At 53.6% G+C, this 25,113-nt stretch carries 20 protein-coding genes and 4 pseudogenes; 5 read left to right on the top strand and 19 right to left on the bottom strand.

All coding sequences use genetic code 11. The features are described from left to right. Positions 1–117: integrase core domain-containing protein (locus AC1DUP_RS32555; RefSeq protein WP_477835395.1), on the top strand; the 117-nt coding region annotated here is incomplete at its 5' end. On the opposite strand, the pseudogene AC1DUP_RS32550 reads toward AC1DUP_RS32555, so the two are convergent. From AC1DUP_RS32550 to AC1DUP_RS32540, 3 genes and pseudogenes are all read right to left on the bottom strand, one after another. Further along, a pseudogene (locus AC1DUP_RS32550) lies at positions 98–832 on the bottom strand (recombinase zinc ribbon domain-containing protein); the annotation flags it as partial. The gene AC1DUP_RS32555 and the pseudogene AC1DUP_RS32550 overlap by 20 nt on opposite strands. A gap of 33 nt (positions 833–865) precedes the next feature. Then, positions 866–1,045, bottom strand: a complete 180-nt coding sequence (locus AC1DUP_RS32545; protein ID WP_477836803.1) for a hypothetical protein — start codon at positions 1,043–1,045, stop codon at positions 866–868. A gap of 672 nt (positions 1,046–1,717) precedes the next feature. Further along, positions 1,718–2,656 carry an IS110 family RNA-guided transposase gene (locus tag AC1DUP_RS32540; RefSeq protein WP_477836802.1) on the bottom strand — a complete coding sequence of 313 codons (939 nt, stop codon included), beginning with the start codon at positions 2,654–2,656 and terminating at the stop codon, positions 1,718–1,720. Positions 2,657–2,833: 177 nt separating this feature from the next. Between AC1DUP_RS32540 and istA the strand changes: the two are divergent. From istA to AC1DUP_RS32525, 3 pseudogenes are all read left to right on the top strand, one after another. Further along, positions 2,834–4,362: pseudogene (gene istA, locus AC1DUP_RS32535) on the top strand (IS21 family transposase). An 11-nt stretch (positions 4,363–4,373) separates the two neighbouring features. Continuing rightward, positions 4,374–4,997 (top strand): annotated as a pseudogene (gene istB / locus AC1DUP_RS32530) (IS21-like element ISRel16 family helper ATPase IstB); the annotation flags it as partial. Positions 4,998–5,141: 144 nt separating this feature from the next. After that, positions 5,142–5,348 (top strand): annotated as a pseudogene (locus tag AC1DUP_RS32525) (recombinase family protein); the annotation flags it as partial. Positions 5,349–5,369: 21 nt separating this feature from the next. Here AC1DUP_RS32525 and AC1DUP_RS32520 read toward each other — a convergent pair. From AC1DUP_RS32520 to AC1DUP_RS32445, 16 genes are all read right to left on the bottom strand, one after another. After that, the gene (locus AC1DUP_RS32520; RefSeq protein ID WP_477836801.1) at positions 5,370–5,672 is read right to left on the bottom strand and encodes a transposase; all 303 of its coding nucleotides are present in this window, start codon (positions 5,670–5,672) and stop codon (positions 5,370–5,372) included. A gap of 246 nt (positions 5,673–5,918) precedes the next feature. Further along, positions 5,919–7,001: an acyltransferase family protein gene (locus AC1DUP_RS32515; protein WP_477836800.1), complete on the bottom strand. Its 1,083-nt coding sequence runs from the start codon at positions 6,999–7,001 to the stop codon at positions 5,919–5,921. 98 nt (positions 7,002–7,099) lie between these two features. Further along, positions 7,100–9,352, bottom strand: a complete 2,253-nt coding sequence (locus tag AC1DUP_RS32510) for a polysaccharide biosynthesis tyrosine autokinase (RefSeq protein WP_477836799.1) — start codon at positions 9,350–9,352, stop codon at positions 7,100–7,102. Positions 9,353–9,501: 149 nt separating this feature from the next. Next, positions 9,502–9,972: a glycosyltransferase gene (locus AC1DUP_RS32505; RefSeq protein WP_477836798.1), complete on the bottom strand. Its 471-nt coding sequence runs from the start codon at positions 9,970–9,972 to the stop codon at positions 9,502–9,504. Then, the gene (locus AC1DUP_RS32500) at positions 9,969–10,445 is read right to left on the bottom strand and encodes a glucuronosyltransferase (RefSeq protein WP_477836797.1); all 477 of its coding nucleotides are present in this window, start codon (positions 10,443–10,445) and stop codon (positions 9,969–9,971) included. The genes AC1DUP_RS32505 and AC1DUP_RS32500 overlap by 4 nt, the downstream gene beginning before the upstream one ends. Next, positions 10,442–11,779, bottom strand: coding sequence for an O-antigen ligase family protein (locus AC1DUP_RS32495; protein WP_477836796.1), 1,338 nt, complete (start codon positions 11,777–11,779; stop codon positions 10,442–10,444). The genes AC1DUP_RS32500 and AC1DUP_RS32495 overlap by 4 nt, the downstream gene beginning before the upstream one ends. An 11-nt stretch (positions 11,780–11,790) precedes the next feature. Continuing rightward, complete coding sequence (locus AC1DUP_RS32490) at positions 11,791–12,789, bottom strand: glycosyltransferase (protein ID WP_477836795.1); 999 nt, start codon at positions 12,787–12,789, stop codon at positions 11,791–11,793. A 1-nt stretch (position 12,790) separates the two neighbouring features. Continuing rightward, positions 12,791–13,711 carry a glycosyltransferase family 2 protein gene (locus AC1DUP_RS32485; protein ID WP_477836794.1) on the bottom strand — a complete coding sequence of 307 codons (921 nt, stop codon included), beginning with the start codon at positions 13,709–13,711 and terminating at the stop codon, positions 12,791–12,793. Between the two features lie 11 nt (positions 13,712–13,722). Continuing rightward, positions 13,723–14,673, bottom strand: a complete 951-nt coding sequence (locus AC1DUP_RS32480; RefSeq protein WP_477836793.1) for a glycosyltransferase family 2 protein — start codon at positions 14,671–14,673, stop codon at positions 13,723–13,725. A gap of 25 nt (positions 14,674–14,698) precedes the next feature. After that, positions 14,699–16,228: a lipopolysaccharide biosynthesis protein gene (locus tag AC1DUP_RS32475; protein WP_477836792.1), complete on the bottom strand. Its 1,530-nt coding sequence runs from the start codon at positions 16,226–16,228 to the stop codon at positions 14,699–14,701. Then, a complete protein-coding gene (locus AC1DUP_RS32470; protein ID WP_477836791.1) occupies positions 16,228–17,556 on the bottom strand; it encodes a polysaccharide pyruvyl transferase family protein in 1,329 nt (442 codons plus the stop codon). Before AC1DUP_RS32470 ends, AC1DUP_RS32475 begins: the two co-directional genes overlap by 1 nt. Positions 17,557–17,564: 8 nt before the next feature. Beyond that, on the bottom strand, positions 17,565–18,860 hold the full coding sequence (locus tag AC1DUP_RS32465; protein WP_477836790.1) for a glycosyltransferase: 1,296 nt from the start codon (positions 18,858–18,860) through the stop codon (positions 17,565–17,567). A gap of 57 nt (positions 18,861–18,917) precedes the next feature. Then, a complete protein-coding gene (locus AC1DUP_RS32460; protein ID WP_416068162.1) occupies positions 18,918–19,385 on the bottom strand; it encodes an acyltransferase in 468 nt (155 codons plus the stop codon). Then, positions 19,385–20,536: a glycosyltransferase gene (locus tag AC1DUP_RS32455; RefSeq protein ID WP_477836789.1), complete on the bottom strand. Its 1,152-nt coding sequence runs from the start codon at positions 20,534–20,536 to the stop codon at positions 19,385–19,387. Before AC1DUP_RS32455 ends, AC1DUP_RS32460 begins: the two co-directional genes overlap by 1 nt. A 32-nt stretch (positions 20,537–20,568) precedes the next feature. Continuing rightward, positions 20,569–21,639 carry an endo-1,4-beta-xylanase gene (locus AC1DUP_RS32450; RefSeq protein ID WP_477836788.1) on the bottom strand — a complete coding sequence of 357 codons (1,071 nt, stop codon included), beginning with the start codon at positions 21,637–21,639 and terminating at the stop codon, positions 20,569–20,571. A 93-nt stretch (positions 21,640–21,732) separates the two neighbouring features. Then, a complete protein-coding gene (locus tag AC1DUP_RS32445) occupies positions 21,733–22,368 on the bottom strand; it encodes an SGNH/GDSL hydrolase family protein (RefSeq protein ID WP_477836787.1) in 636 nt (211 codons plus the stop codon). Positions 22,369–22,816: 448 nt separating this feature from the next. Between AC1DUP_RS32445 and AC1DUP_RS32440 the strand changes: the two genes are divergently transcribed. Beyond that, positions 22,817–25,096, top strand: coding sequence for a polysaccharide biosynthesis tyrosine autokinase (locus tag AC1DUP_RS32440; protein ID WP_477836806.1), 2,280 nt, complete (start codon positions 22,817–22,819; stop codon positions 25,094–25,096). Positions 25,097–25,113 lie beyond the last annotated feature (17 nt).

The raw sequence follows: 25,113 nt of genomic DNA, 5'->3' as shown, positions 1-25,113 counted from the left end.
GCCGCAACAGCCCTCCGGAAGATCGACGGATGGATCGAAGACTATAATGAAATCCACCCACACTCAGCGCTGAAAATGGCCTCCCCAAGGGAGTTCATCAAAGCATTGTCTCAATAGCTGATCTGTCCGGCGAAATGGGGGGCACTCCAACGCGCATGGTGACATCCAGCGACTCCCAGGCCGCCTGCAGATTGTCGGCGAGGTTTGCGAAAGTGCCGGGGTCAACTTCGATGGTTGAAGGACTTTCGGCAGGCCTGCGCACTTCCAGATCACGGACGCGGCGTAGCGCCGTTTCCCAATTCTTCTCAAGCTGTGCAGCAATCAGGCGGTTGTCTGGATCGCATGCCGCATAGCGGCGCTCGGCGAGGCTTGCCTCGTAGCGGGCCTGCCGCAGTTCCAGATCGTGAATGTGGCGCTGTTCTTCCTGTCGCTCCCGGTGCATCCGCTCTGCTTCAAAAGTCGCCTCGATCGCTAATGGTTCTACCGCGCGCAACAACTCGCGCGCAACCGCCGCATCGACCTTCGGGCCACCGAACGTCATACATCGGCGCAAGCCCATCATTAGATTCTGCTTGTCGCAGTGATAGACAGGACTATGTGGATTGCCCGTATAGGCAACACTCAGCCGCCGCCCACACCGTCCGCAGGTTAGAAGACCCGACAATAACGCTCTGCCGCCACGGCCCGATTTAGTCCCGCCCGAGCGGCCATAATTATTGAGCGCCAATTGCTGTTGGTTGCGCTCGTATTCGTCCCAACTGATGTAACCTTCGTGATAGTCAAGGATCATCACCTCCCAGGTGCCAACCGGCTTGCCGTGCCCGTAACAACGGCCTTGCGAGTGAGGAGCGCCGTCGGAATCAAATCACTGTTGGTCATCGTTGAGCTCCTCGACGACGAGACCTGCGGCCTCCATCAGCAGGCAAGCCAGCGTTGAAATCGCCTTCTTGCGATCCTTGTCGCTCAGACTGTCGAGCGACCGGGTTTTGAATATCAGGTCGAGCTGCCGGCCCGACGCCGGCATCAGCGTATTGCGGGATCTCATCATGGTCCTCCTGAGTGATTCTACGTCCACTTCGGAAGAGTGCCGCTTTGGTGCCGCCAGAGACCAGCCTGTTCAATTCGATTAGCGTCGCAAGATCGACACGTGGCGTTCCCATGGTCATGCCACGGCACACCACAGGGTCAATGATCCACTCTGAGATCGCGATGACGACGCCTGTCGGCCTTAAAACCTTCAGAAGCCGACCTGTTGCTCGTTCTTCGACGCGACAGATGGAAACCTTTTGGCCGAAATACGGATGCCAACGATAAAGAACCTCAACTTCATCGCCGACATGGGCAGAATGAACGGGGCATTGCGTTAGATAGGAAGAATGCTCTTTTTGCGGGGCATGATGCTGGAGCCGAGAACTGGGCGACCATCGCCTCGCTGATGGAAACCTGCATGTGTGGATGGCTCCCGTGATGCAAGAGGCTTATTTGAGAAATGCGCGAAAGTCGGCGGCTTGCATGTGTCCGGCCTACATAAAGGCGGCATACTCGGCCGCCGGCCCAGATGAGATCCGCGGATCGGGTCCATAACAAGCTCACGCGCTCGAAGCGCCTACACGTCTACTGGGTGTGCCGATCTCGTCTAACAACTGTCGCGTCATCTTTCCATTGAGCGCCGTTGCACCACAACCGCCAGGACCCGGCTGATCCTGGCGATCGATACTTATGCCGGTCGGTAGGTCTCCTCGCGCGTCATCACCGCCCAAATGATCCTTGCCATTTTGTTTGCCAAGGCAACGGCCGCGAGTTTGATCGGCTTGCGAGCGATAATGCGCCCCAGCCAACTTTGAGCGAAGTTCTGCTTACTCCTTGACCAGCGTATCGTAGACATCGCGCTGATGACCAGGAGACGTCGGATAGTGCGATCACCCATCTTGGTAATACGGCCCAACCGCTCTTTGCCACCGCTCGAGTTCTGACGTGGCACAAGTCCAAGCCATGCGGCGAAGTCGCGACCCGATCGAAAACCGCGGATGTCCGGCACTCCAGCCAATATGGCGCTGACAGTGATTGGGCCGACGCCTGGGATGCTGAGCAACCTGGCGGATTCAGGCTCTTCGCGGCAATTCTTCCGCATCTGAGCTTCGAGAGCGTTAATCCGCGTGTTCAAGGCGACGTACTCATCGACCAGGATACCTAGCGGCGCTCGAACCGCATCTGGGATCGGCGTCTTTGGCTCGGATATCCGCTCGATCAGCGAACCAACATGTTGATGACCAGTGGGCGCGATCACACCGAACTCAGCCATGTGACCGCGTATTGCATTGATCAGCGAAACACGCTGCCGCGAAAGTAGTTCGTGTGTGCGATGCAGCACGCGCGACGCTTGTTGCGCCAGCGACTTGATCGGAGCGGTGCGAACTGCCGGTCGCGTCACTGCTTCGCAGATCGCCGCGGCGTCCGCTGCGTCGTTCTTTTGACGCGCGACATAGGGCTTCACATACGAAGCGGGGATCATTCGGGCGTCATGGCCAAGAGCGCGAATCTCGCGTGCCCAGTGATGCGACGAGGCGCATGCCTCCATTCCGACAACACAAGGCGGCAACTTGGCGAAAAAGCTGAGCACCTCCTCGCGGCGAAGCTTCTGCAAATTCCGAGGCATGTCGCCCCCTGATTCCGAAATGATGCCGCCCCCCAATTCCGAGAATTAACCGCCCCCTTGTTCCAAGATGATGCCGCCCCCTTATGGCGGCGTTTGTGGAGGTGTCCTGCTGGTGAGACGTTCGACCTTTCAGTTGCGCTGAGAGGAAGGAACGCGATGCCGGCGGAGAGACTAAAGATGCGGCGTGTCCGCGAGATTTTGAGATACAGATTTGAAGATGGGCTTGGTCACAAGTCGATTGCGTTGCGGGTCGGTGCGGCTCCCTCGACGGTGCGCGAGACGCTACGCCGTGTCGAGATCGCAGGCTTGTCCTGGCCACTTGGGGAGGATATCAGCGACGCGACACTTGAGGCGGCTCTATACAAGGCCGCAGGCACGAAGACGGGACACCGTCGCAGCGCCGAGCCGGATTGGGCGCAGGTTCATCACGAGCTGAAACGCAAGCATGTGACGCTGCAGATCCTCTGGGACGAATATATCGGCCTTCATCCTGACGGATATCGCTATAGCCGCTACTGCGATCTTTATCGTAGCTGGGCCCTGAAGTTGCCGGTGACGATGCGCCAGGACCATGCGGCTGGCGAAAAGCTCTTTGTTGACTATGCTGGCGACACGGTCACGGTGGTCATCGATCGGCTGTCGGGGAAAACGCGGCAGGCCCATCTGTTCGTTGCGGTGCTCGGGGCATCGAGCCTTTCGTTTGCGCATGCCCGCTGGAGCGAAACGCTTCCAGACTGGATCGAATGCCATCTGCTGGCGCTTGAGGCTTTGGGCGGGGCTCCGGCATTGCTCGTCCCGGACAATGCCAAGGTTGCCGTCATCAAGGCATGCCATTTTGATCCGCAGGTCAACCGCACCTACACCGGCATGGCGGCTCATTACGGTAGTGCCGTTTTGCCGACACGGCCGCGTCGTCCGCGCGATAAGGCGAAAGTCGAAGCCGCGGTTCGCATTGTCGAACGCTGGTTGCTGGGGCGGCTGCGCCATCGCATCTTCTACAGTCTTGGCGACGTCAACGCGGCAATCGTCGAACTGCTCGCCGATTTGAACGAGCGGCGTGTTCTACGCCGCGTCGGGCGCACAAGACGGCAGTTGTTCGATGAGCTTGATACCCAGCTCTGCGACCGCTTCCAGTCGAGCGGTATGTCTTTGCTGAATGGAAGATCCGCCGCGCCGGTCTCGATTATCATGTCGACATCGACAAGCACTTTTACTCCGTACCCTATCGCTTTGCCCGTGAGCAGGTCGAGACGCGGATCACGGCCAACACGATCGAGATCTTCCACAAAGGTGAACGGATCGCCGCCCACAGACGCTCGAGCGGCAATGGCAAGCACACGACGACACCGGAGCACATGCCATCCTCTCATCGTCGTTTTGCCGACTGGACGATCGAGCGCATCAATCGTGAAGCATCGGCAATCGGATCGGACGTCGCATTGCTTTGCGAGCGCATTCTGGCTGACCGGCCGCATCCCGAACAAGGCTACCGGGCCTGCCTGGGCATCATCCGCCTCGTCAAAACCTTTGAACGCGGGAGGGTCAATGCAGCCTGCGGCCGGGCTTTGGAAATCGGCGCTCGAACCTACGGCTCGGTGCGCTCCATTCTCGACAATCATCTCGATCGATCTTCGGCGTCATCAAGCTCAGCATCATCCGAGCCGATCACCCACTCCAACATCCGCGGTCCCCGCTATTACCACTGAGGAGAAGTCATATGCTTGCGCATCCCACACTTGATAAACTGACCGACATGGGCCTGACCGGCATGGCCAAAGCCTTCAACGAGTTGCTCACCAACGGTGAGAGCGAGCAACTCTCCCATGCCGAATGGCTCGGACTTCTGCTCGAGCGAGAATGGAGTTCCCGCCACGATCGAAAGCTTGCCGCTCGACTGCGCTTTGCTAAGCTTCGTCATCACGCTGTGCCAGAGGATGTCGATTACCGCAGCGAGCGTGGCCTTGATCGGGCGCTGTTCATGAAGCTGATCGGCGGCGACTGGATCGATGCTCACGACAATCTTGCAATCTGCGGACCGTCCGGCGTCGGCAAAAGCTGGTTGGCCTGCGCACTCGGGCATAAAGCCTGCCGCGATGATCGCTCTGTTCTCTATCAGCGTGTCCCACGCCTCTTCGCCAATCTCGCCTTGGCTCATGGCGACGGCCGCTACGCCAGGCTCCAGCGCACCCTTGGCCATGTCCAACTCCTGATCCTCGACGACTGGGGTCTTGAGCCGCTCAATGACCAGGCGCGGCATGATCTCCTGGAAATCCTCGAGGACCGCTACGGGCGTCGCTCCACCATCATCACCAGCCAGCTCCCGGTGTCAGCCTGGCATGAGAATCAGCGTCGGAAATCTTGACTCGCTACACGAATGAACTGACAACAATCACAGCCAGCAGGACCCCAGCCTCAAGGGGGCGAGATCATCCCGGAATCCGGGGGCGCAATCATCTCGGAATGAAGGGGCGGCTTCATCGGAATCGGCAGCCAGCATTCGGAGCTCAAGGTTCGCAAGCCCCAGACGGGAGAACACGGGTGCGCCACAACGGACAATGCTCCAGCAGTGATGCGGAGCATGGCAGGACGTTGGTCCGATGAACACATCGCCGCGTCGCTCAATCGAATGGGTATGCCCACGGGTCAAGGAAAAACCTGGACCGCACACCGTGTTGCTTCCGTAAGGCGGGTCGTGCCGCCGACGAGAACGACGTTACGTTGGTCGGCGACGAATGACTTTTTTGATCGGCAGCTCCGAAGCGGGTGGATCAACGATCACCGCTGCGAACTCCACCGCGTCCTCGGGGGCAGGCAGAACCAGCTTCCCCTGCCGTGCCATCGTTCTCCAAGTCGAGAGGTGGTTTGGCTTCAGGCCGTGTCGCTCTGTGACCTCATTGACCATCGCGCCGGGCCGAAGGCTCTCCGAAACGATCCGCGCCTTCACCTCGTCCGGCCAGTGCCGGTGAACCTCACGTCCAGGATTCCTGGACGTGAGAAACTCCAATGTACTCTCCATGGAGAAACTCCCGTTGCTCGTCCATGGATAGGCGATCACAGATCAGGGCGGCGAGGACAATGTGGGAGTGGAACACCGGTACGGTCTTACGAACTGGCTTTATAGCCACGAACTAAAATGTGGATTCGTCGCATCCGGAAGCAATCCCGTCAGGTCGAAAATCTTAGAGTTCGACTATGGTGCAGTGCGAATGCCAAAATCGCCAAAGTCGCACGCCGACTCCGGCGAGAGCTGTATCTGCTGCTATCAAGTGGCCGGTCGTCGACGAGGAAGCAGAAGCTTGAGCATGAGTTTCTTTCCCTTGAGCTCAAATGCGCGGTAAGACACATAAGACAGAGCAATAGCGAGCAACAGATACGCGGAAAGTGCGAAAACGAAAGCAATTTCCGAACCGAGCAGCACAGAAAGACGCTTGGCCAGCTTCACCGAGAATGAAACGAGTAGCGGATGAATCAAGTATAATGAATATGATATTTCTCCAACGAAATAGACAATTCGATTGCCGAACACCCCTTCGCCAATTCGGGATCCTTGCGCGATCAACCACACGAGGCAAACGAGCAAGGCATATTTGATCAAATCCGTTTCGTCGAAGTACCAGCTGACAGCCAAAATACAAATACAAACAGGCAAAAGGCGGGTAACTAATGTCCGATTTCCTAGTGCCGTCTTGGCTGCGATGGAATATCCAATAACACCTAGGCCAAATCCGAATGCTGCTCGTAGCAACGAATAGGACTGATCTGGAGAGACGATATCCATCGGCCCCTGAACACCCAAACCTAGTTGTGCGAGGGAGACAATGCCGCCAAAAAATGCCGCAGCAACCGTACATAAGAATGGGACATTGCCCTTCGTTAGCAACGCGAATAGCGGAAACAACAGATAGCAAAAGAGTTCAGCGCTTACTGACCAGGAAACGCCGATGATCGGGGTGGCATGCAATCCCCAACCAGTCAGCATAAGAATATTGCAGAAAGCGTCCCACGCGCTGAGAACCATGGGTGATCCGCCACCACCCAAATTCGCGCTTACTTTGACCGTGGCGAGGACCAAAATCGCAAGATACGCCGGGTATATCCGGCATATGCGCTTGATTAAGAAATCGCGATAATCGTTTCCGTCAAAGCGGTCGGAGAAAGTCTCCGCATAGTTATATGCCAGCACATAGCCGCTAAGAACAAAGAACGCATCTACTGCAATATAACCCGAGCTTACAACGAAGAATGAATTCTCTCCAAAGCCACGAGCAAAATGATAGCAGGCAACCACAAGAGCGGCAATTCCGCGAAATCCAGTTAAAGCACGTATCTCACTTCGTTTGATCAACCGCGACTCCCAAGTCCACATCAAACTCCCAAACAACAGCCAACACTATGCTCACGATCGATGGAGTCATTATGACTGACCATCAAGTCAATAGACCTTTAGTTTTCTTGATAATAATTCGAATAACGGCTGAAGTAATACTCACTTGACCCGTGAGATCTGTAAAGTTTAATTTTGTCCAGATCAACCTTGTTAAGAATTACACCTGCGCATCGTTTTCTTATCTCGGGCTGCTCAGCCATTATCGATTGTACAATCCGGCGCGAGGTCTTACCCCATTCCACCACCAGCAACACCGTGTCGAGTAGATGGCTAACCGCACGCGCATCGACAACAGGCCCAAGCGGGGGCAGATCCAGGATGATGTAATCGAACCGCTTTGCGGCCTCACTCAGGAGATTGGCCATCGTCGCCGAGGCCAGCACATCTGAGGAGTGCGGCACCCGATATTTGACCACCGCCGGCAGAAATGAAAGGGCTGTGGTCGGGTCGGTCAAGATCAGCTCATCCATGGATCTGTCTTGAAGCAGCGCCTCCAAAAGCCCATTGGCTGCATGTTGTCCAAGAGCTCTCGTCGCTCCGGGATTTCTGAGGTCGCCATCAATGAGAAGTGTCCGAGCTCCTTGATTTGCAAGGAGTTGTGCGAAATTGATGGCGAGAGTTGATTTTCCTTCGGATGGCAGGCAAGAGACCACACCGATGATCTTGGTCTGCCGCATGGGGTTCTCGATATCTGCGGCGACCTTTGCATTGCGAAGCGTTTCCGCAAAAGCGGATAGAGAATGTTGAACGACATACTCATGGAGCCCACTGATCTTCCGAACGTGTCGAGGTAACTGCTCCGAAGAAACCTTGAATTCTTCGGCAACCACCTTCGGAACGTGCCCCAGATACTCAAGCCCCAGGATCTCTCGTACTTGGTCGCCTGTGCGGAAGAAACGATCACGGAATTCGCGAAAGGCCCCAATCGCGCTTCCTGCAGCCAGCCCGAGGAAAATCGCGACCGCTAGAACCAGCGGTTTTTTAGGTGCGCTTGGTTTGTCTGGACTTTGCGCGCGGGTGATCACCCTCGCGTCGGTTATAGGAAATGACTGTTGTTGTACCGCCTCTTGGAAACGTGTCAGAAAACTCTGGTACAGGTTTCGATACGAGTCCGCCTTGCGCTCGAGTTCGCGCAACTCAACCTGAGTTTCTCCAGCGGCGGCGCTTACCTGAGTTGCTTTTGCGACACTGTCCTCCAGGGATTTCTGCCTGGTCTGCGAGACCTCCAGATCACTTTTATAGCTTTCGGCGATACGATTAAGTTCGTCGAACATCTGGCGTTTATATTCTTCCATTTCCGCTCTAAGCCGCACCACTTGCTCATGTTCTGGCCCAAGACGAGCTGAAATCTCTGCTGCAAGCTTCGAATCTTCAAGATACTTCTTGCGAATGTCGTTTGACGGAGAATTGTCGAGTACGTCGGTCACAATTGCATCCATCTGACCCGCATCGATAATTTTACGGATACGGTCAAACTTCGCCTGAGCGCGCGCAGTGTCTGCCTGGGCTTTAATGAGATTGCTGCTGAGCTCAGAAAGTTGCTGGTCTGTCAGCAAATTTCCATCCGTGGCAACAAGACCGTGGTCGGTCCGGAATTTTTGCACTGCCAAATCGGACTCAAGAGCCTTTTGCTTAAGCTCATCAATACGCTCTTGCAGCCAACCGCTTGCCCGACTCGTCGCTTCAAATTTTGAATTCAGCTTGTCTACCAAATATGCATCAGCAAGTGCATTCGCTATATCCGCTGCTTGGTCCGGCGAGCGCGACGTATATCCGATCGATAGCGCATATGACTTTCCAACGCGCTCTACATCCATATTGTCATTCAGGCGACCGGCCGCAGCTTGTCGCCTATCTTCTGCCGCCGTTACTAGGTCCGCGCTGGCAAACCAAGAGTTGAAGTTCAAAATTGACTTTAAGAGCTGCGTGAATGAAAAATCCGAAGCCATGAAGTCTGGATCATCGGCAAGCTTGAGGTTGTCAACGACCGCGAGCGCGATTGTATCAGATTGAAAAAGCTGAATTTCGCTCAGTAACGCGGTTTCGTCATCTATCGGCGCGCCCAGCGAAGATAATTGATTTATCAGTTCCGAGTTGCCCCGATCGATCAGAACGCTGGTCGACGCGGTAAAATATGGGGCAGTGGTCAAAAGGTAGACAACCGCCAATACGGCGAAAAACGCAACACAGATCCCAACGACACGCCACTGGCGACGCGCTATCGCAAAAAGCTTCTCGAAATCAATCCTTTCGGACTGATCATCGATTTGAGATACCGCCAACACGGCAGGTGAATTCGGCGAAAGCATCCAGCCTCCTGTACAGCAATGTCGATGACAAACTTAGCGTGGGCTCATTTCAAGGCAGCGGCGTGTACGGCGTACGACAAATCTCATAAACAACCAATGGCATTTCGTATTCCTTCTGCCGTCATTTGACCGATCTCGCTCACCTGACACTACCCAATAACCGACCGAAGATAGTCTACAAGCTTCGCCGCCGGCGCGATGGTCGGGCCTGATTCGGTTGTTTCAGCCCGAGGGCAAGCAATAAGCTCAGCCAATTCGGTTTCTGTATAGGCGACACGTATTCCCGGTCTCCCGTTAAGCTGGCCAGCAGTTGCCAATTGGTGGTCATTCCTGTGTTCACCAAATGCGGCGCGCCGGGGAAACAAAATGATCGGCTTCTTGAACCTCTTGGCTGCAAGAACGGTCCCGGTTCCCGCATGGGATACGATCAATGATGTCCTAGCAAATACGCCGTCCATCTCCAGTGGGGCGATCGTCTCCACCCACTCGAAATTGTGGGGCTTATATTCACCTTTTCCGATCTGAGCGAACATGGGAGTAGAAATGCTCGGAGCCATTTCATCAAGCGCCTTAACGAGGCGATTGAACGGCAATTGCGTGCCGACCGTAATCAAGATCAAAGTACCGCTCCTGCAAAATAAGGTCCAGATGGGCGAGCCAGATGTTGCCATTGTGTAAGCCACGTCGTTGCTACAAAACCGGCCAACTTTCCGGACATCGACAGTTCTTCGGCGTTTGCGATGCTATCTATCCAGATTGTTTTCTTGCCCATGATCCGTGCGGCCAGCAAGCAGAACAGTCCAGGAGCCGCGCCCGTCGAAATGACGACATCTGCCCTAGATCGAAAAACAAGACTAAACGCCGAAAAGAAGCAGCGGACGGACATCCACACATCATTCCTGTTGCAATCTGGAAGGCAATATCCGTCAGTGATGGAATATTTTTGCAAGAGCTCGGGAATCGTCGTCGCGAATACGACGTTTGCCTCATCGAATGCCCCGCGCAGAGCAATCAGCTCATCCCAATGGCCTCCTCCTGATGACACTGCCAGAATTTTGCGATTTTGTTTCGGCTCGCATGTGCTCGCGCTCATCGTTGTCGCCTTTTCGTTTTCAGGATGATCGGAGCGCAAGTTAACGGCAGAGCGGCAACCATCATCGGCCACACGAGTGAAGGGGAAAGCATCATTGCGGCTTCTGTAAGCCCTCCAATAGCAATAAGAAGCAGGATCACAGCCTCCTTCGATTGCGCCGCCCTCATCTGAACTGTGCTTTGCGTCATGACAGTCTTTAGATACACGCGCGACAATACATAGACTGTCCACAATACCGTCGCCGGAATCCCAATACTCAGAGCAAGTTCTAGGTACGAGTTGTGGGTAGACTTCGCCTCAAAGGTAACGTGAACATATTCCTTCACAATATCCGGCTGCCGAAACGTGGAAAATCCATACCCCAGAAAAGGACGCTCGTAGACAAGCGGTAAAAGCTGATCCCAGATATTCGAACGGCCGGAGAATGTCAGGTCCTTGCCAAAAGCACTTGCGACAGCTTCGGCAACGCCGAGATAGGCCAGAGATCCCATTAAGCCGAGCAAGATACAAAAGAGAAGGACGAAGAGAGATTTTACAGTGATGTTTCCGACCGCGCTTATCACTCTCAAACCAATCAGCATCGATGTACCGACGCCAATCATTACAATCGCCGTCGAGGATCGCGCCAACATGACGAGGAGTATCGTCAGCAGAAGAGCTGTGTTACGAACTAGCATGTCGTAACTCAATCTCCTCAGCGGCGATTTCATGTCCAATATGATAATGAATGCGACAGCGCAGAACTGCCCCAACTCATTCTTATGATAAAAAAGTCCTTTGACCATGCCGTCATAATCGTTTCCCGACATCACGGCGAACTGAGGAAACGCGAAGGTGTAAAGGACGTTGGCGAAAATCGCGGCAATGCAAAAATTTTTGGCCACTCTGAGTGTTTCAACGCTGCCATATCTTAAACGAAACAGCAGGGGCGGCAGAGTAAGGATGACGACAGCCACTATCCCCTTCAGAGAGGCGGACAGTTGAACAGATTGAGCTGCTGATGCGAGACACAGGACGATGATTATCGTCAACAAAGGCGGGGTACGCCGGAGATATGCGATAAACCGATGTGGCTCGATAAGAGAATAAATAGCTGTCAGTGGGATCAAGCTGTAAAGAATGATCTGCTGCGGCAGAATATTTCCCGTACTACCGTCGTTGAAGTTCGCAGGCAGGCCATACCACATGCCCGTACCTCGCCATAAAGCGATGTAGAACATTGCAGACAGAAGGATGTAAACAAAAAGATCCTTTCTGATCGCAAACCGCGAAACGACGGCACCTCGCCGGGCGATCATCTGCGGGTTATTATGGTACGGGCTATCTATGCTCATTATATTGTCGCCTAATTAGCGGCCGAAGATTGTGCCTCATTTGGTGGCTGATATTCTTGATAGAAATGACCAAACAGACCGGTAACGACGCCAGCACCCCGCAGCAAATGCGTGAGCGCCCGCATTCCGAGATAGGGCGATACCGCTAGGGTCGGCAACATGGCTACGCCTAACCCTGTCCGCGTGATGCCGTACATCAGCCGGTAAAGGCGCTGCTTGCGATTTCCGTGCAATACCTCGCTCACCGCAAAGGTATTGCCAAGCCGGTACTGTCGCTGGAGCACCCACTTCCACGTCATCCGCTTCAGCGGAATGATATCATAGACCATGGCGCGCTCGGTCCAAACGATTTTCATCCCGAGTTTTACCGCCTGGTTGAAGAAAAGGTAGTCTGTGCCACCGGTATTCAGCATCTTTTCTTCAAAGCGAAGGTTCCACGATCTCACCAATTTGTAGTCGAACATGACATTATTGGACGCTGCATAGTCGATCCGTCCTCCTTCCTGGTTCCGGGCGCTCTCAAATACGCGCGCCTTGACCCAGTATTCCGGTGGATTTTCCGGATAGACGGGTACGACGTAGCCGTAAACGCAATCAGCTTGCGACCTGATGCAGGTGTCAAGCATCGCGTCCATCCAGCCCTCGGTTGCCCATTCGTCATCGTCGAGAAAACAAAAATAGTCGGGATCCAACAACTCGCCGGTATCCGGTGCGGGTTGCGGCGCCTTATCCAGAGCGTGATTGCGCGCGACAGGGATACCTTGGCGCGGCTCCACTGCATAAACGAGATCGAAGGCCCCTTTCGTATCGAAACCTTCCACAAGACCACGGCTGCTTTCGGTCGCATCGTTATCAACGACCAAAACCGTCATATAGTAGGGTCGGGCTGGATTCCGCTCCTGGCTTATCAGCGAATTCAGGAGCTTTATGATACCTTCCGGCCGCCGATAGGTCAGCACAGCAACGGTTATGCGCCAGATCTTTTTGTCAGCCGACTGCACGGCGTCCATCTCATGTCCGGTTATCATTGCGGTAGCCTTTCAATTTTCTGATCAGACGTTTCCGAGCCGCAGCCATTGCAATCTGCGATACTGCAGCCCGTCCAAAAGGACTATCTGCCAAGGCGCGCTGAACCTCTCTTCGGAGCTGCGTGAAGGGTGTGCCGGCCTCGGCAATACCTCCAGCAATCAAACCTTTACCAAGGGTTTGAAGTCCGGCGTAGCGACGGGCCAACTCCAGGCCAGTGGCAATCATGATCTTGGGACGCAAGGTGCTTGCCCTGAACGTGCCGGTGTATCGATTGGCCTGGTGAATTCTCTGAAAGGTGAGCGGCGTCAAGACTATGGAACCCCTGCCAAGATAGACTGCCGCAAATTTCAGATAGTTATCACTCAATACGACATCCTTAGCGGTCTTCATTGGCAAGATCTGCTCAAGGAGATCCCGTCGAAAGCTCAAACCGGACGTCGGTACTGGGATTGATGGATAGTATCCGCGACGGATCGCATCACGTTGATCGTACAACTGGACCTCCAGATTTTCTGGCGGCCGCTCCCCCTCGATTGTCGTCACCCGATCGAAGCACCAGTCCAAAGAGTCACGATCATAAAGCCGAGCAATCTGATGAAGCTTTCCCGGGAGGAATTCGTCATCCGAATCGAGCAGGAAGATGATCTCACCCGTCGCAGCGGCAAAACCGGCATTGAAGCTTGAGGCTTGGCCGCCATTTTCCTTCAACACGGACACAATCTGCGAGCCATACGACGCAATTATCTCACGCGAATTGTCCGTCGAACCATCATCAACCACTACGACTTCGAATTCGAACTCGGAATGATCCTGCGCGAGAACGCTGTCGATGCACGCCCGCAGGAATGGGGCGTAATTGTAATTGTTAATGAGCACGGACAGCTTACGGCGCACCTCTTCCATAGATACCCCACTCATGGCTGAGAAATCGTCGTTGGCGCGAACCGTCGAATACCGGCTCTATATCCGCGCATGTAATAATATTTCCAAATCGCCCAAAACCGCCACTTGGAGCGCGGCAGGTAGTAAAGCAATGCCGCCCGTAGAGACCAGTGAATGCTCTCGAGCCATGTAGATAAAGGAATCCCCTTGATCTTGGGGCCTACAGGGATCTCATCGGGGAAAAGTGCCGGAACTCCATAACCCAGTCGTTCACCGCGGCGCTGCACCCACTCCTCTTTGACGTTGGATGCAGGAATCCAATGGTGCACAATTGCTTCGGCGCAATAGTATGCTTTCAAATTTTGTTTCGATAAACGCATTATGAATTCCTGGTCCTGCCCCATCGGATAGACACCGCCAGCCAAGGGCCCGATATCTTCCCGAAAGCGGGTACCGGATGGGATGGATTCTCGCCGGATCAAGGTATTAGGTCCCCAAACCATATTTGCTTCACATGGTTTGCTTTGAAGCTCGTCAATGATCGCGAAGGTCGACCCCATGGGGATCCAATTCATCAACGGATCGTCCTTGGGATAACTTTCCCATTCGGGGATGATCCTCCCGCCAAAGATTGAATAGTCCGGATTAAGGTCAGCGCACTGACAGAACGAACTCAGCCAATTGCTTTCAGCGCGCACATCATCATCTGTCAGTACAAGAAGTCGTCCGCGAACTCGCTCGAGGCCGGCATTTAACGCACGAGACTTGCCTGGTGCAGAATGCTGCATTGGAACAATCGGCAACCGGAAACGATAATCCTGGAAGATCGCAAACGTCTTGTCGTTGCTATTGTTATCGACAGCGATAAGCTCCCACCGATCGAACGGAAGATCCTGAGCCGCAAAAGAATCAAGGGTGCGTCGCAACCTCTTCTCGCCATTGTGGCATGCGAAAAGCACGGAAATAACAATTTCACTCGTCATGCATCGCCTCGTTCCGTTAAAGCGGTCAAGCAAATTTCCCGCGACGACTTTGAACAGCCTGAAGCACTCGCTTCAAAATTTTCGCAACTTCAGTTTCAATTCCTATTGGGGATTTTCCGGCAAGTATCCAAAGGCCGGCATGCATCGCACAATACACAACCGATCCGAGAACAGACATGAGCACAAGAGCAATCGATGCTTGTGTGGTGCTGCTGATCGGGTCCATGAAATTGTCAGCCAGCAGGACAATCACGACCATTGCCACACCGCTCGCCCATGAACGCCACGTCACAGTCAACTGCTGCCAGGTACTCAATCCGCTCAGTGAGCGAATGAGGTAAAAATTAGCCACGGATAGAAACAGGCCGCCAGAAATAGTCCGAGCGACAAGAAGGCCCGTAAGCCCATAGAAATAAAGGCCCAATATCACGACCGGTACGCGCAGCAGCAACAGGATCATGCCGCGATTAAATAGTCCTCGCGTAGCACCGACCGCATATGCAAGCGCATTCGCCGGTCCAAAGACAATCTGAATGCCAAGAACAGGTGCGATAAACCGGATCACTTCGACCGCCACGTTCCAGTTGGGACCGAGCATAAGATAAACGAATGGATCAGCGACAAGTGCGAGGCCCACGCCAAGAGGCATCCCAATCGCAAATAGCGACGCCTGACTCTTTTGATAGGCCTCAGCAAGACGCGCTTTGTCATTGGTCATCTTAGCAAAACTTGGAAACAACACCCGCTCCAACGGCTGCGTCGCGGATTGGGTGATCATCTGAGAGATATTGTTTCCCACAGAATAGGCACCAAAGGTTGCTACTCCGAGGACGCCGCCCGCAAGGAAATTGTCGAACCGGTTGCCAACTATTGAGACAAACTGGTTAAATGTCAGCCATATCGAGAAGCCGATTATCTTGCGCCAGGACGCAACAGAAAGACCAGGCTTGTACGGAGAATAATAATAAGACGTTATTATTCCTGATACTGACGCAGCGACAGCTCCGGCGACGATGGCCCAATAGCTTTCAGTGACAAATGCAACGGCGACCGAGACGACGAGCTGCGCTGTGTATTCCAGCGCCTCTGATATCGATATCGTCTTAAAATCTAGGTCTATGGCATAACGAACGAAGTTGGGACTGCGGAAGCCGTTCAATAAAGGTCTTATAGACAGACCCACACACACACCAATCAGCCGCGGATCATGGTATATGTCTGCCATCACAAAGCCGCTAACAACCATGATCAGCGCCAGGATTGCTCCACGAATAGCGCTCAACGTAAAGGCAGTGTCGAAATCTGCCTTTGCCGGTTCCTTATGGTGAATGAGAGCATTTGCAAGCGACAAATCGGTGACGGCCAAAAGAATTGTCAGCAGCGTTGTGCCAAGTGCGACGAGACCAAAATCGGCTGGTACCAATATGCGTGCAAGGACGACAATCATCGCCAGATTGGCAATGCGGCTATAGAAGACACCCGTCAGGAGCCAGATTGATGCTTTGACAGTCTTTTTTCCGACAGCGCCAGATTTTGCTTCCAACGGATCGCCCATCACATTGCGGACCTTTTTTCTTCAGTGACTTTTTGTGATGCACCGATACTGGCAGCAATCAGACCGCCGGCCGACCGGGCAGAACGGGATTGCTCGACGACGAACGGTGCGACCTTTGAATAGAAATCTGCCAAACTATTACTGAAGCGACGCGCAAGCGCCACGAACGATTCCCGTTCGATATGAGATATGTCTGTTACCCACTCCCCTTGCGACAGCGCGTTATAAAGCTCGGTGGTCTTGAATTCGTAAGCGATCGGCAGAACGGGTACCCCGGCGCAAAGCGACAAGATCGCCATGTGCATTCGGGTTGAGATAACGAAATCGAATCCTTTCAGTTGGGCGAGCAAATCTTCAGGCTCATGGAAAGCGCGGTCCACACTGACGGATTTGCGCGTTTCCTCATCCAATCGTTCAAAAATGCGCTGGCCGACGGCGGAATCATCGTATCGATACTCGGGAATGCCTTGGCACGTCGAAAGAAATACGATTTCGGCATTGTCATCACGCACCAGCGTAGCCACTGCCCCGGCGACCGCGTCAAGATAACGCTCCATACCTTCTGCGGGGCTTCGCCCTTCAAAATGCGCCCAATCGCGAACAGAGACCGCCACTCGCAACCTTTCACCGACCCTCGCGCGCAATGGCGTGGAGAGGCGCTCGATATCCGCGAGCGCGAAAACGCTGTCAGCCACGACCTGCAGCCTGTCGTGCGCGATATCGATGTCGCGCAGATACTGCTGTGACCGGGCGTCGCGAAGAAGGACAAGGCGCGCCTGGTCCAGGACCTTTTTGACAGCCGCTTTATTCTTAGGCTGCTTAAACGGACCCAGCGACTGCGTAAACAGCACAAGCGGTTTTTTGAGAGCCAGATCCTTTTCAAACTCTTCGATACGCTCATCGAGACCATAGCGTTCGACAAGGTAAGTGCCGCCCGTCGAGATCACTATATCGGCTTTAGAATAGATCTCGATATTGCGAGCGATTTGCGGATCCAGCAAAAGACCTCCCCCCGCCTTACGTCCGCCGGACATGGCCGCAAGCATACGTCGAAACTCGCGACGCTTGATCCGGTCGATATTGCGACGAAGCCTTATGCTCCACTGCTGGCCGAGGAACGTCAGCACCGGTTTCGTTGCCAAGAGAGATGTCGTCAGGGGATAGAAATCGATCCCTGAATAGTATCGCCGCGCGATCTCGGGATCGCTATCAAACACCGAAAACTGAACGTCATCCCCGAAAGTCTCGCGTATTATCCGCATAATCGCGATCAGGATCGCAGCATCGCCTGCGTTCAGACATACGGTATTTTCAATAACCACATGCATCAATCGACCTATTCTTTTGATGAGATTTTGGAAAGCGCGTTCATCAGAACGCGAGCTTGTGTTTGCTCATTATATTCGCGCTCAATGATGGCACGGCCTGCCTTGCCCATCGCCAACGGAAGCTCTGGCTCAGATCCGAGCCTTTCCATTGCGGCCGACAGTGCGACAACATCGCGCTCGTCAACGAGGATGCCTGACAAGCCGTCCTCTACGAGCTCCGGGATGCCGCTATGGCGCGTGCTGATCACAGGCAGTCCCATCGCCATTGCTTCCATGATAGAAACAGGAATACCTTCCATGTCGCCATTGGCAGCGATCACACTGGGCAATACGAAGATATGCGATCGATCTAACATTGCCCTGACATCCTGATGCGCAAGCGCTCCATGCAAGGTGATCTTGGCATCGGATTGCCATCCGGCTGTGATCGCTCGAATCTCTTGATGATCCGGCCCGTCTCCGATGACGTCGAGGCAAATATTGAGGTCAGGCCGACGGTCGGCCAAAGCCTTGAAAGCCTCAATCGTGTAACGATGGCCTTTTTTCTCCGTCATTCGACCGATCGTAATGAATCGCGTCGTTTCGCCGGGGGCCGCAGCGCGGCGCTTATATTCGAAAGCATTGCAATCGACGCCAAGGCGGATGGTGCGCACCTTATCGGAGGGAGCCCCAAGCTCTGTAAGGCGGCGATGCCAGAAATCGCTGATCGGAATCAACAGGTCCGCCTCAGAGAACAACGTCTTATAAGCATCCGTTGATTCAACTATATACTGCGTAATGTCGTAACCGTGAAAGACGGTCGTCATAGGCGACTTGACCAATCCGTGTTTTTTCAACTCAGCAATGACTTTGCCGGCAGGTCCGAAATGACAATGAATTATACTGTCGGGCTGCGCCTGTAGTCTGACCGCAATGGCAAGCTTCACGGAGAACGGCACCACCGAATCGCCACTCCGCGCGGCCGACAGAACATTCGGAAGCAATGTAGGGTTCCTCATCAGCAGCTTTGACGCAGCTTTCGCTGCCGCCAACAATCGACGTGTCCGACTGGACCTCGCAGCCCCGGCGAAAATGGTATCGACCCGATCTTCGTAGCCATAGGCTTTCGGTAGATTCGAGCGATTATCCGAAGGTGACTTGCAGGCAAGAACCCGAATATCCCCGCCAAGTTCAGCAATGCTGCGGATTTCGTTAAATACGAATGTCTGGCTGAGCTCAGGAAAAGACAGTGAGAAATAAACGACGGGGAGAGGTTCAATCTCCCTTCTCGCTTCATCCATATTAATTCTCTGTGAATAGTTCATGTTTTGCGCTCACCCTGCTTCGTCTCCGACGTCAATTGCCAGAAGGTTTGGACGAAATCATTCAGCAGGTTCGTCGACAGCCATACGTCCGTAACGTGAAATAATCTTGATATCGCTTCTAATAATCTTGGCGGGATTGCCGACCACAAGTGACCGAGGAGGTACACTCTTCGTCACAACAGCGCCGGAGCCGATGACACATTCGTCACCTATCTCAACTCCTGGCAAAATAATGCTTCTCGCACCTATAAAGCACCTCTTGCCGATCCGTGTGTCAAGAAAAAGGCCACGTGTAAGATCATGGGTCAGTATTGCGGCTTCAAATGCAACGTAGGTTTCTTCTCCGATATGCATACCCTTGGGATTCGTCTTGTCGAATCGTACGCTCAAGGAAAAGCTGGCGGTTGGATGGATGTCCATTCCCCAGAATTTTGTGTAGTAGAGCCACTTCAATTTAACGATCGCGTTGCGCCATCGACGAAATGAATAGAGGCCCCATTTAGGCTGCTTTCCATTCTTACCCATTACGCACGCCTCGCTGCCGCAAACTCATCAAGAACCGCGTCATAATAGTCTTCGAGCAGTCGGGTCTGATGAAGAATGTCAAATTTTTCCGAAACCATCGCCGAAGCTCGGGCGCTAAAAGCGTCCCACATATCCGCATTGTTCAAAAGGCGTCCTATCGCGTTTGACATTCCGATAGTGTCTCGTTCGGCAACCAGGAAACCCGTGGCACCATCTTCGACAGCCTCGCCAACTCCGCCTGAACGAAAGGCGACAACCGGCGTCCCAACGGCCTGAGCTTCCAAATTTGCGAGACCAAAAGCCTCTGCATGACCATTTTCCAAAGTCACACTCCCATGTAAATAGAGTTCGGCTTCGGCAAGCAGATTTCTTATGTGCAACTGCGAAAGGTTTTCATAAATCGTCACCTTTGGCAAGCTTTTGCGCGCCAAAGCCTCGATTTCCCCCCTTAATGGGCCGTCTCCAACCATGACGAATTCGATAGGATTACCTTGCGCTGCAGCATGAGAGAGCGCCTCGATCATGTGCCGATGACCCTTGTATTCAATGAAACGTGCGACCGAGACAACCAATCCCTTGCGGCGTTTCGTGGGCGAGCCTTTGAACATCGTCAGGTCCAAGCCGATGTAATGGCGCAATATCCGTTGTTCCGGAAAGCCGATTTCCAACAGCCGCTCGCGAATGAAGTCAGATACCGCGATATTCCATCCGTTCCAACCAGCCATCTGTTTGCGGCCGCGCGAGAAGAAGCGCACCTGGTTGAAGCCACCCGGACCTTTGGGGTCACCTGTATACGTCGCGTCAAAGCCGTGAAAGGTGGTGATGAGCGGCAATCCGGCAGCCCGCGCCAGCGGCCCGATCACGTACCCATTCTTACCGAAATGGGCGTGGATGAGGTCGGCTTTTTTTGTGACTGGAAAGAGTGCGGGGATACCGATCCGAGGAATCTTCAAGAGTAGTTCACCCGCACGCATGCGAGGCGAACTTCTGATATCTTGCACCTCTATCTTCGCCTGCTGGGTATGGGCAGAGCTAACCCTTGCTCCTGCGAGAATTGTAGCATTGTAATTCCGGAAGGATTGCGCTTGATTGATAATGAACGACTGGCTTGGAGGCAAAAAAGTTTCGATGTAGATGGCGACATTTTTCACGATAGACTTCCGGATGTTGCTGCTGGACGGGTTTATAGACTGTTCAGGGCAGCCGTGAGACCCTCTACTGTACTTCTAGGCTCGTTATTGTCGTCATAAAGGTTAATGTACTTGCGACACGCACCTACGGGCTTCGGCTCCAGCTCGCCGTACCTCTCGGCCAGGCCCCAGACCGTCACACCCTTCAAGTTACCGCTTTCCGCTACAGTGGCGACGAAAGACTCGAAGATTTTGCCATAATCGGCTTCGTTGAACTTCTTGTCTGCATAGGTGAAGCGGCATGAAGCATCGAGTTCCGTGATAAATACGGAGAGGTCCATATCCTTCAGCTCTCCACAGAACCGTGCAACAGCTGCTTCATCGAGCTTGTCAATGCCCGGGCGAAAGTGCCCCTGGAGTCCAACCGCGTGGATCGGCGCACCCTTTGCAAGCTGCGCCTCTATCAGTTTCAGCAGCAAATTACGTCGTTCTTCAAAATTCGCACCCGCCTTTTCCAGATGAGCTTCATTCAGAACAAGGACCGCATCTGGGTCACTCTCGTGGGCTGCCAAGAAACTCTCTGTAACGTAGTCGTCTCCGAGCAAATTTTGAATTGTCCAGGATCGCATCTCCGCAGCATCATATTCCATCGGTTCATTGACGACGTCCCAGGCGTCGACCCGACCCTTGAAATGATCAACGACAGTGCGAACATGACGCAACATAACCTTGCGCGCCTCCGCTGCATCCTTAATTCGCGAAACCCAACCGGGAACGTTTTTCCACACCAGCGTGTGACCATAGCTCTTCATGCCTTCAGCTTCCGCAAAGGCGACAATGGCGTCGGCTTGACCGAAGGCAAATTTTCCAGGTGAGCGTTCGGTCCCTACCCATTTCATTGCATTGCGGGCAGTCAGCGAGTTGCAATGTGTTCGGTAGAGATTCTTGAGCCATTCGTCCTGTAGATTCTGGTAGTCGATGGCACTGCCGAATCGAAAACCCTTTCTATCCGCCAGACTTCTCAGTGAATCTTCGATTTGCGCGGATGCCTCATTTAGATATCCATAGCTCATCACGCCGATAGCTGCGCCAGCAGCAGCTTTCAGAAGCTCGCGTCTATGCATCTGCAAAATCTCCGATGACTGCAATTCTGCTTCAAATTGCCGGTGAATGAAGGAGTTCACGTCCTCGACAGACGATAGTCCGGACGATGACGGCTATTGTTTGCACGCTGAGCCCGAAATGCGATTAACGAGCTCGGGAACAATGATCGGCGTTGCCGCCTCTGGCTTTGGATGTGCACCATCGGGTATCGCCCGCTCGCGTTCCGCAGGCGCAAGCTGCATCCAGAGACCACGAAAATCTACAAACTCCAGGTGTCTATTTTGCGCCTCCTGCTTGTGTGCCTCGATATAATCATCAACGAACGGCCGGATGGCCCCGCGAATCCCGGAAAATGGGTTCATGGCCATAGCGATGATCCGGGCGTGGGGAAGTCTCTTGCGCAATTCATCGAGAATGTAGGCCATGTTCTTTCGGCTGGCGGCCACAGAGACAAAACGATGGAGCGTCGCATCATTCGCGTAAAACTCGATCAAAACGATGTCTGGTTTCTGCGCCGCAACACTGTCGAGATGCGCTTTCGCCCAATATGAGGTGGCACCGCTCATCGCGACTTTTGTCACTTTGACCTCCCGCTCGAGACAGGACGATAGCTGCCTCTGCAGGGCGGGTTGCCAACCGCCGATGTCCGTCAAGGACGTTCCGAAGCTTACGATCTTCAGTTCCACCGCGGACGCCATCACGTCATTAACACCGAATATAATTGCGACACCTAACAATATGCTGCGCATCGGACCCGCCACCCCTGTTACCCAATCATCGGTTTTATCTACGACCAAACTCGACGAGCTATGCGTTTTCTCATTAGCTTGGCGGCTGCGGCTGCCCGTTTTCATAGTTCAACAGGTTAACGTGTCAGAAACGCGAAACAATGGCAGCGCTGGCTTTTTTTGCACTGCACACAGGCAAATCGCCGTTGCCAATGCAATATTTCGCAACCTCGCAGGCGGCGGCCTCTGAGGGCAACCGTTTGAATTTCTGGGAAATTTAACCAGAGCACGCTAGACTCGATGCTGCTAGACGAGCCCAATCTAATAAATTCTCCGGGATCGGCAGTTTCCGCTAGTGTATTGAAAATCCAAATTGTGTCGTGTAGCTGTTGCGCTGCACGACGAATTTTTTCCTCAAAGGGGCGATACGGTTTGAAATAGTGCCATGGTTGCTCAGATGGAGGTAAGATTGCTCTCGCCCGAAAAAGCGATTCCGAACAGCGAATACGAGTCGGTCGGCGATACTCAGGAAGAGTTTATCGATTTTGAGAAACTGTTCTCGATCGCGAGGCGACAATGGCTGGTTGTCGCGGTTTCGATATTCGTCTTCCTGCTGCTTGGTATCGCCTATCTTCTCACTGCCGTCCCGCAGTTTACCGCGACAACGAGCGTGCTGATCGATCGCGGTAACAGCGAGATTCTGAATCAATTGGCGAATATGGGCGTTCAAGTTGATGACGATGGCGCCATTCTGAGTGAAGTCGAGCTTTTTAAATCTGACACGGTCGGACTAGCGGTCGTTGACAAGCTCAACTTGCTCGATAATCCGGTTTTCATGTCGGCCCCGCCGTCGCTTACACGCATGATCAGATCGGCGGTTGATTTTCGGCGATGGTTTACGGACAGCACCAACGACGTCGTTGATCAAGACGTACGGCGCGTAAAAGCTGCCACCAACGTGGCAAACAACATGGATGTTGAACGGACGGGAAAATCCTATGCCCTGTCGATCAGTTACACATCGACTTCACCAGAACTCGCAGCCAGTATCGCTGATGCGATTGCGAACGCTTATCTTCTGGATAAGCTAAATTCGAAGTACGATGCGACCAGACGAGCCAGCGATTGGCTGCAGAAACGAATTGATGAGCTCAGACAAAAAGCGCTAGATTCGGATCTAGCCGTTCAGAAATTTCGGTCCGAGCATGGGCTTGTAGCTGTATCGACAAACGGCAGCTCATTGCTGCTCAGCGATCAACAACTAACCGAGCTCAACAGCGCCCTCATAACGGCTCAGTCGGATACCGCGAAGGCACAGGCAAGATATGATCGCGTGAAGGCAATCATTGACTCCGGCAAGACGGACGCAATCGTCACCGATGTCTTGGATAGCTCCATCTCGAACGACCTACGAAAAAAATATCTTGAAGCTTCCAAGTTCGAATCGGAACTGGAGGCGCGCCTTGGGCCGGACCATATACAGGCGGTGAGATTACGCGGCGAGATGGCCGAATACAAACGACTGATGTTCGAAGAACTGAACCGTATTGCCGAGAGCTATCAGAGCGAACTAGAAGTGGCCCAAACGCGCGAGAAGTCGTTGGCAGAAAGCGTGTCGGATGCGACGGGCATTTCCAGCGCGGCGAACGAAACACAGGTGCAGTTGCGGGAGCTGGAGCGCAATGCGGATACATACAAGAATCTGTACCAGACGTTCTTGACACGTTTCCAGGAAGCGACCCAGCAACAGTCATTCCCGATTACGGAATCTCGCATAATCACAAAAGCCCAGATTCCCACGCGCCCAAGCACTCCGAAGAAGCCTTTGATAATCGCGCTGGCGATTTTCGCCGGAGCAATGTTTGGGGGAGGCATCGGAGCCTTTCGAGAATTCCGTGACAGGTTCTTCCGAACGGGTGAGCAGGTTAGAGATGAGCTGGGGATGGAGTATATTGGCCATGTACCGCTCATGTCCGACGCAGAACTCGCCCCCCCGCCTGCCACTTCCGGCTCTCCACGCGATCTTAGCGATGTAAGTTTGGCGACGCGGTATGTGGTCAATCACCCGCTTTCGGCCTTTGCCGAAACGCTCAGAAGCGCCAAGCTCGCTGTCGATATGGCCAACCCTGGGAAACGGTGCAAAATCATCGGCATCATTTCGAGCTTGCCGGGAGAGGGAAAATCGACTGTTTCGATCAATTTTGCGCAACTGCTGGCTATGCAAGGATCTAGGACGCTTCTGATAGATGGCGACCTGCGCAACCCGGGCGCAACCCGGGCAATAGGCAGGCATGCAGAAAACGGGATTATCGAAACACTTCTCGATAAAAGACCGGTCAAGGATTCGGTCCTTGTCGACAGCAAGACGAAGCTCGCCTTCGTCGCAGCGGTTGTCAAACGCCGCATTCCTCATTCATCTGACTTGTTGTCGTCGCCACTGATGGCAAACCTCCTTGAAGAGATGAGCGGCTTTTTCGATTACATCGTGATCGATCTGCCACCGCTTGGCCCTGTGGTGGATGCCAAGGCCGTCGGGCCGATGCTTGACGCGTCGCTCGCTGTCATTGAATGGGGTCACACATCCCGACGGGTCGTCCGATCGACGTTTAGCAGTCACCCTGAATTGATACAGAAATGCCTCGGCGTCATACTCAACAAAGTTGATACAGCCAAATTGAAGCTCTACCATTCCTATGGATCAGGCGAATACTATTATAGCCGCTACTCAGCCTATTACCACGAAGCCTAAGATCGCTTCCCAGGCAG

Source organism: Rhizobium sp. 01L419 (genome assembly GCF_056400025.1).
This window is presented reverse-complemented; position numbering and strand designations above follow the sequence as displayed.

Coding starts and splice junctions, on each gene's coding strand:
- AC1DUP_RS32545 (WP_477836803.1), bottom strand. CDS start 1,045: ATGAGATCCCGCAATACGCTGATGCCGGCGTCGGGCCGGCAGCTCGAC.
- AC1DUP_RS32540 (WP_477836802.1), bottom strand. CDS start 2,656: ATGCCTCGGAATTTGCAGAAGCTTCGCCGCGAGGAGGTGCTCAGCTTT.
- AC1DUP_RS32520 (WP_477836801.1), bottom strand. CDS start 5,672: ATGGAGAGTACATTGGAGTTTCTCACGTCCAGGAATCCTGGACGTGAG.
- AC1DUP_RS32510 (WP_477836799.1), bottom strand. CDS start 9,352: ATGCTTTCGCCGAATTCACCTGCCGTGTTGGCGGTATCTCAAATCGAT.
- AC1DUP_RS32500 (WP_477836797.1), bottom strand. CDS start 10,445: ATGAGCGCGAGCACATGCGAGCCGAAACAAAATCGCAAAATTCTGGCA.
- AC1DUP_RS32495 (WP_477836796.1), bottom strand. CDS start 11,779: ATGAGCATAGATAGCCCGTACCATAATAACCCGCAGATGATCGCCCGG.
- AC1DUP_RS32490 (WP_477836795.1), bottom strand. CDS start 12,789: ATGGACGCCGTGCAGTCGGCTGACAAAAAGATCTGGCGCATAACCGTT.
- AC1DUP_RS32485 (WP_477836794.1), bottom strand. CDS start 13,711: ATGGAAGAGGTGCGCCGTAAGCTGTCCGTGCTCATTAACAATTACAAT.
- AC1DUP_RS32480 (WP_477836793.1), bottom strand. CDS start 14,673: ATGACGAGTGAAATTGTTATTTCCGTGCTTTTCGCATGCCACAATGGC.
- AC1DUP_RS32475 (WP_477836792.1), bottom strand. CDS start 16,228: ATGGGCGATCCGTTGGAAGCAAAATCTGGCGCTGTCGGAAAAAAGACT.
- AC1DUP_RS32470 (WP_477836791.1), bottom strand. CDS start 17,556: ATGCATGTGGTTATTGAAAATACCGTATGTCTGAACGCAGGCGATGCT.
- AC1DUP_RS32465 (WP_477836790.1), bottom strand. CDS start 18,860: ATGAACTATTCACAGAGAATTAATATGGATGAAGCGAGAAGGGAGATT.
- AC1DUP_RS32460 (WP_416068162.1), bottom strand. CDS start 19,385: ATGGGTAAGAATGGAAAGCAGCCTAAATGGGGCCTCTATTCATTTCGT.
- AC1DUP_RS32450 (WP_477836788.1), bottom strand. CDS start 21,639: ATGCATAGACGCGAGCTTCTGAAAGCTGCTGCTGGCGCAGCTATCGGC.
- AC1DUP_RS32445 (WP_477836787.1), bottom strand. CDS start 22,368: ATGCGCAGCATATTGTTAGGTGTCGCAATTATATTCGGTGTTAATGAC.